We start from the raw sequence: 5,231 nt of genomic DNA, 5'->3' as shown, positions 1-5,231 counted from the left end.
CGGGGGGTGCGGCGGAGGCGGCTGCGGCGGAGGCGGAAGCGGGTGATCCGCGCCGCATGGTCTCAGCGGCGGAAGAAGTCGAGGGTGCGGGCCTGCTCCTGCTCGTCCCCGACCGGGCTCACCAGGAACTCCGTCGCGCCGGCGTCCGCGTACTGTGCGATCGCCTTCTCGACGGTGCGCTCGTCCCCGGCGATGACCGTCTCGTGCACGCCCGAAAGGCCCTGGCGCTCCAGCATGGAGCCGTAGCTGGCGAAGCTCCCGGCGAAGCCGAAACGTTCGCCGATCTGGTTCCGGACCCGTTCGGGATCGTCGGTCACCGCCACCATGGCGCTGACGACGACACGCGGTGAGGGACGGCCCGCCGCCCGCGCGGCCTCGGTGATGCGCGGCACGATGTGCTCGCCGATCGCCTGGGCGCCCGTCCAGACGGTGACCGTGCCGTCGGTCAGCTCTCCCGCTATGCGCAGCATCACCGGACCGAGCGCGGACAGCAGCACCGGTGGCGCGGTGGCGCCGGGCGCGTCCACCTGGCCGGCGGCCGAGAGCGTCTCGCCGCGGTACTCGACCGTCTCGCCCCGCAGCAGCGGCATCAGCGCGCTGAGGTACTCACGCACGTGCCGGGCGGGGCGGTCGTAGGACAGGCCGAAGGCGCCCTCGATGACCTCCCGGTGGCTCGGGCCGAGGCCGAGCGTGAAGGTGTTCCCGCTGACGGACTGCGCGGTGAGCGCCTGTCCGGCCAGTGCCAGCGGGTGCCTCGGGTACGTCTGCACCACGGCCGTGCCGACCTCGATGCCCGGCACCTCCCGCCCGGCCAGCGCCGCCACGGTGATCGAGTCCCACGAGGTCAGCTGGCTGAAGAAGGCACTCTCGAACCCCGCGGCCCTGGCGTCGCGCACCTGGCCGACCAAGGAGTCCACGCCTGCACCACCGCTGTGGAGGTAAACGCCGATCTTCATGGTTGCTCCTAACATGAATCGGATGTTCCGCTTCCGTCCAGGAACGCTACAGTAACCTGAATTTGGAATTCCGGTTAGGGGTGGGAATGGTACGAGCCGACGCGCGGCGCAACCGCGAACGCATCACGACGACCGCGCTCGACCTGTTCGCCGAGCGCGGGCCCGGCGTGTCCATGGAGGACATCGCCCGCGCGGCGGGACTCGGCGTGGGCACGCTGTATCGCCACTTCCCCGACCGGCTCGCCCTGGTGACGGACATCGCGAACACCGCTCTGTACGGCCTGCGCGACCACGCTCTGGCTCAGTTGGCCGCGGACATCTCCCGCTGGGAGGCGCTCCTGCGCGTCGTACGTCACTGCGCCGGCCAGCCGTTCGCCCTGATCACATCACTCGTCGGGACGCCCCCGGCGCCGCCCTCGACCCAGGAGCTCGTACGGGAGGTCAACGTGCTGCTGGCGGAGATCGTCAAGCAGGCGCAGGAAGAGGGCACGTTGCGTCGCGACATCACGCCCGAGCAGGTCGTCGGGCTGCTCAACGTGATGGTCTGCCGCCCGGGCGCCCAGCCCGACGACCCGCTCAGCACCGTGATGCTCGACGGCCTCAAAGCCGGCAGGACCGCTTAACGCCTTGCCTGACCTCGGTGGTCACCGGGAGAATTTCCGATCATGAAGCCGCAGGTGATCAAGGCGGGGTGGCTGACCCTGCGCCCGTTCACGCCCGAGGACATCCCATGGGTCTACGAGGTCTCGCTGGACCCGGCGCTGCAGCAGTTCGTCGAGCTGCCCTCGCCCTACCGGCTCGAGAACGCGAGATTCTTCGTGGAGGAGCTGGCCATCGCGGGCTGGGAAAGCGGCCATCGCCTGGAGTTCCTCGCGGAAGACGCCGCCACCGGCACCCGCCTGGGCCGGGCCGGACTCGGCGTGGGCCATGAAGGCATAGCCGAGATCGGTTTCTGGGTCGATCCCAAAGCCCGCCGGCGCGGCGTCGCCACCACAACGGTGCGTGCCGTCTGCGCGTGGGCCTTCGAGACCCTCGACCTGGAGATCATCGAATGGCGGTGCGAGGTCGGGAACCACGCGTCCCGGCGGGTCGCCGAGAAGGCCGGCTTCCTCATGGAGGGAACGCTCCGCAAACGCCTGTTCCACCGCGGCGAGAGAGTCGACGCCTGGGTCGGCTCCCTGATCGAGGACGAAGCGCTCCGCCGCGTCAGTGCTTGATGGGCAGGTCCTTGCGGGCCTGGTCCAGGTCCGTGGCCCAGATCCACAGCCGGTCCGGCGGCGGGACCTCGTGGTAGCCGTACAGGCCGACCTCGGTCAGGGTACGCAGGTCCACGCACACACGCTGGTAGGCCTCCGCGATCGCGTCCGCGGGGTCGTCCAGGTGCTGGGTGCCGAGCTTGATACAGGCGCGGTACTCGTAACCCAGCAGCAGATCCGGGCCGAAGTGCGCCCACGCGCCGCGCTTCTCCCGCCATGCCGTCGCGGCCTCGTCGAGCAGCAGGTTCAGGTCGAAGGCGGGCGGGATGGACGGATAGATGACGAAGGTGGCGGCCCAGCCGAGCGCCACCATGTCCAGGTTGAAGGTACGCCGCTTGGGGTCGTCACGCGGCGGCAGCGGGTCGGACGCGCCGCCTGAGAACCAGGGCGCGGTGTAGGCCAGCAGGCGTCCGTGGCCTTCGACGAGCTCGCCGGTGGCGACGACCGCCATCTTGCGCTGCGTCCCGTTCTGGCGGGTCTGCCGGGTCTTGACCATGACCTTGTGTGCCTCGGCCGCCAGCTGGCCGGCGGTCAGATGGTGCAGGGCGGCGTCGGGCGTGATGCGCGAGATGAGGTAGTCGCGCAGGTGCTGAGGGAGGGCGTCGTACGTGCCGTCCTGCAGGCGTGCCTTGGTGCGTTCGAGCGCGGCTTGGGCGGTCGGCGGGTTGCCGCCGTAGTGGCTCTCCGGGGTGTCGATCGACACCATCCGGATCGACATCTCGATCTTCGGGGTGTCGCCGTCGGTCACTTCGACGAACTTGTAGTCGTTGGCGGGGCGGCTGGGCCCGACGAAGTCAAGATCAATCATTGCTGGTGCTCCGGTGACGGCTAGACCTGGAGCACCAACATCGCAGCCGACTGAGCTTCCATGCCGCCGGACACGCTTGTCCACTCTGCCGAAGATCGTAAATTTCCGACATGAAAGTTTCACCAGGAGAAAGTGGCGCTGTTAGCCGTTGGCCAGCGGCGATGCCTTTTCGGCAGGGATGGCGCACCTCCCTGGCATTGACGGCAGGAAAGCGCTTTCCTACCGTTGTAGTCGTTCGGTCCCATGCTGCTCGGCCACAGCGACAGCAACGGCGGCGAGGACCGCGGCCACCTGAGGGTGACCTACCACCACAACTGGTTCGACGGCACCAATCAGCGCCACCCACGGGTGCGCTTCGGCAACCCGGTGCACGTGTACAACAACTACTACGCCAACATCGGCAGCTACGGTGTGGCGTCCACGTGCGAGGCGGGCGTCCTCGTCGAGGGCAACTACTTCGAGAACACCAAGGACCCGTTCCACCGTGGCGAGGGCAGCTCGCCCGCGGGCAACCTCGTCGCCCGCAACAACTACTTCGTGAACTCCGGCAGCGGCAGCGCCGGAGGCAGCGTCGGCTCGATCCCGTACTCCTATCCCCTGGACACCCCGTCCAACGTCAAGTCGATCGTGACCGGTGGCGCGGGCGCGGGCCGCATCAGCATCTGACCCACTCACCAGCGGCCTCCCCGGGTTCCTCCACACCCGGGGAGGCCGCCCCATGCTCGGTGGCGCGGAAGGGGGCGCGGCGATGTCACACTTCCTGAGGTCGGAGCCTCTCAGGGGGTTGACCAGGTGCCGCCGCGCCGGCACCGCTCTCACGAATCATCCCTGGGGGTTCTCGTGTCCACTGCCTACGTCGTCACCGCCCTGGTGACCATCGCCGCCAACACCTTCTCGGGCTTCGCCGCCATGACCCGCCTCAAGCCGATCATGCGGACACTCGGTCCCGCACTTGAAAGGGCGGGCGTGCCGGAATCGTGGCTGGTCTTCCCGATAGGCGCGCTCAAAGCGGTGGGTGCGCTGGGGCTGGCGCTCGGGCTCCTCGGCGTGCCGTTGATCGGTACGGCTGCCGCGGCCGGTCTCATCCTCTACTTCGTCTGCGCTCTCTACACCCACCTGCGCGTCAGCGACTTCTCGCCGCAGTTCTTCCTGGCGATCGTGTTCCTCGGGCTGGCGGTGGCCACGCTGTCGTTGGACCCCGCGGTGGTGCTGGACATCGCGGGCTGACGGGTGAGCCCGCGCACATGTTGAAGAGGAGGTAGATTTTAAATCAGTCGCTTGACTTAAGGTGTGCCGCTCTGGTTGGCTGATCGCGGTCGATGTCCACTCTTGGAGGTCACGGTGAGTAAAGCCGGCAGTGAGCAGGTGCTGAGCTATCCGATTCCGAGCGAGGCGCCCCTGGAGCCGCCCGCGGAGTGGGCGGAGCTGCGTCAGCAGTGCCCGGTCGCGCGGATCAAGCTGCCCAGCGGCGACGAGGCGAAGCTCCTCACCCGCTACGAGGACGTCAAACAGGTGCTGTCCGACCCGCGCTTCACCCGGCAACTGAACGCCGACGACGCCGCCCGGATCTCCGCCAACGAGTCGGGCGGCGTCTTCAACTCGGACATGGCGCTGTCGATCCCTCAATCCGGCGAGGGCCACCTGCGGTGGCGGCGCATGGTGGGCAAGTGGTTCACCGCCAAGCGCATGGCGGCGCTGCGGCCGGGGATCGAGGCGATGGCTGAGCGGCTCATCGACGAGATGGTGAAGGCCGGCCAGCCGGCCGACCTCAAGGCGAGCCTGGGCTTCCCGCTGCCGGTCTGGGTGATCTGCGACATGCTCGGGGTCCCAGACTCCGATCGGGACAGGTTCTCCCACTGGTCCGACACACTGCTCAACCTGACCCGCTACACCGACGCGGAGATCCGCGCGGCGCATACCGAGTTCTTCGCCTACATGGCCTCGCACATCGCCGCCAAGCGGGCGCAGCCGAGCGACGACCTGCTCAGCGAGCTGATCACCAGTGCCGGCGACGGCGGGCTGTCGGACAACGAGCTGGTGGCCACCGGCCTCGCGCTGCTGATGGCCGGGCACGAGACCACGGCAAACATGATCGGCAAGATGGTGAGCATGCTGCTGGCCGACCGGCGTCGCTGGGAGCGGCTGCTGGCGGACCCGTCGCTGGTGCGTACGGCGGTGGAGGAGGCGTTGCGCTTCGACGCCAACTCGGGC

Annotated in this window: 7 protein-coding genes; 5 read left to right on the top strand and 2 right to left on the bottom strand. The window is 68.6% G+C overall.

Annotated features, from left to right (window positions below; all coding sequences use genetic code 11):
* Nucleotides 1-62: 62 nt before the first annotated feature.
* Complete coding sequence (locus AB0J09_RS55510; RefSeq protein ID WP_360710474.1) at nt 63-956, bottom strand: LLM class F420-dependent oxidoreductase; 894 nt, start codon at nt 954-956, stop codon at nt 63-65.
* A gap of 86 nt (nt 957-1,042) precedes the next feature.
* Between AB0J09_RS55510 and AB0J09_RS55505 the strand changes: the two genes are divergently transcribed.
* Nucleotides 1,043-1,579 carry a TetR/AcrR family transcriptional regulator gene (locus tag AB0J09_RS55505; protein WP_360710473.1) on the top strand — a complete coding sequence of 179 codons (537 nt, stop codon included), beginning with the start codon at nt 1,043-1,045 and terminating at the stop codon, nt 1,577-1,579.
* Between the two features lie 42 nt (nt 1,580-1,621).
* Complete coding sequence (locus AB0J09_RS55500) at nt 1,622-2,173, top strand: GNAT family N-acetyltransferase (RefSeq protein ID WP_360710471.1); 552 nt, start codon at nt 1,622-1,624, stop codon at nt 2,171-2,173.
* Here the strand turns inward: AB0J09_RS55500 and AB0J09_RS55495 are convergent.
* Nucleotides 2,163-3,020 (bottom strand): hypothetical protein, encoded by an 858-nt coding sequence (locus AB0J09_RS55495; RefSeq protein ID WP_360710469.1) that lies wholly within the window; start codon nt 3,018-3,020, stop codon nt 2,163-2,165. The two genes, AB0J09_RS55500 and AB0J09_RS55495, sit on opposite strands and share 11 nt — an antisense overlap.
* A gap of 243 nt (nt 3,021-3,263) precedes the next feature.
* Here AB0J09_RS55495 and AB0J09_RS55490 point away from each other — a divergent pair, with 243 nt between their 5' ends.
* The 3 genes from AB0J09_RS55490 to AB0J09_RS55480 form a co-directional block, all read left to right on the top strand.
* Nucleotides 3,264-3,686, top strand: a complete 423-nt coding sequence (locus AB0J09_RS55490) for a hypothetical protein (protein WP_360710468.1) — start codon at nt 3,264-3,266, stop codon at nt 3,684-3,686.
* A gap of 174 nt (nt 3,687-3,860) precedes the next feature.
* Complete coding sequence (locus tag AB0J09_RS55485; protein WP_360710466.1) at nt 3,861-4,247, top strand: DoxX family protein; 387 nt, start codon at nt 3,861-3,863, stop codon at nt 4,245-4,247.
* A 114-nt stretch (nt 4,248-4,361) separates the two neighbouring features.
* Nucleotides 4,362-5,231: cytochrome P450 (locus tag AB0J09_RS55480; RefSeq protein WP_360710464.1), on the top strand; the 870-nt coding region annotated here is incomplete at its 3' end.

Source organism: Nonomuraea sp. NPDC049784 (assembly GCF_040659615.1).
Taxonomy (GTDB): Bacteria; Actinomycetota; Actinomycetes; order Streptosporangiales; family Streptosporangiaceae; genus Nonomuraea.
The sequence above is the reverse complement of the archived record's forward strand: the minus strand, read 5'-3'. Positions and strand labels throughout refer to the sequence as shown.

What these genes read in the sequence shown, in the direction of transcription:
- AB0J09_RS55505 (WP_360710473.1), top strand. Translation starts at nt 1,043, where the DNA reads ATGGTACGAGCCGACGCGCGGCGCAACCGCGAACGCATCACGACGACC.
- AB0J09_RS55490 (WP_360710468.1), top strand. Translation starts at nt 3,264, where the DNA reads ATGCTGCTCGGCCACAGCGACAGCAACGGCGGCGAGGACCGCGGCCAC.
- AB0J09_RS55495 (WP_360710469.1), bottom strand. Translation starts at nt 3,020, where the DNA reads ATGATTGATCTTGACTTCGTCGGGCCCAGCCGCCCCGCCAACGACTAC.
- AB0J09_RS55510 (WP_360710474.1), bottom strand. Translation starts at nt 956, where the DNA reads ATGAAGATCGGCGTTTACCTCCACAGCGGTGGTGCAGGCGTGGACTCC.
- AB0J09_RS55500 (WP_360710471.1), top strand. Translation starts at nt 1,622, where the DNA reads ATGAAGCCGCAGGTGATCAAGGCGGGGTGGCTGACCCTGCGCCCGTTC.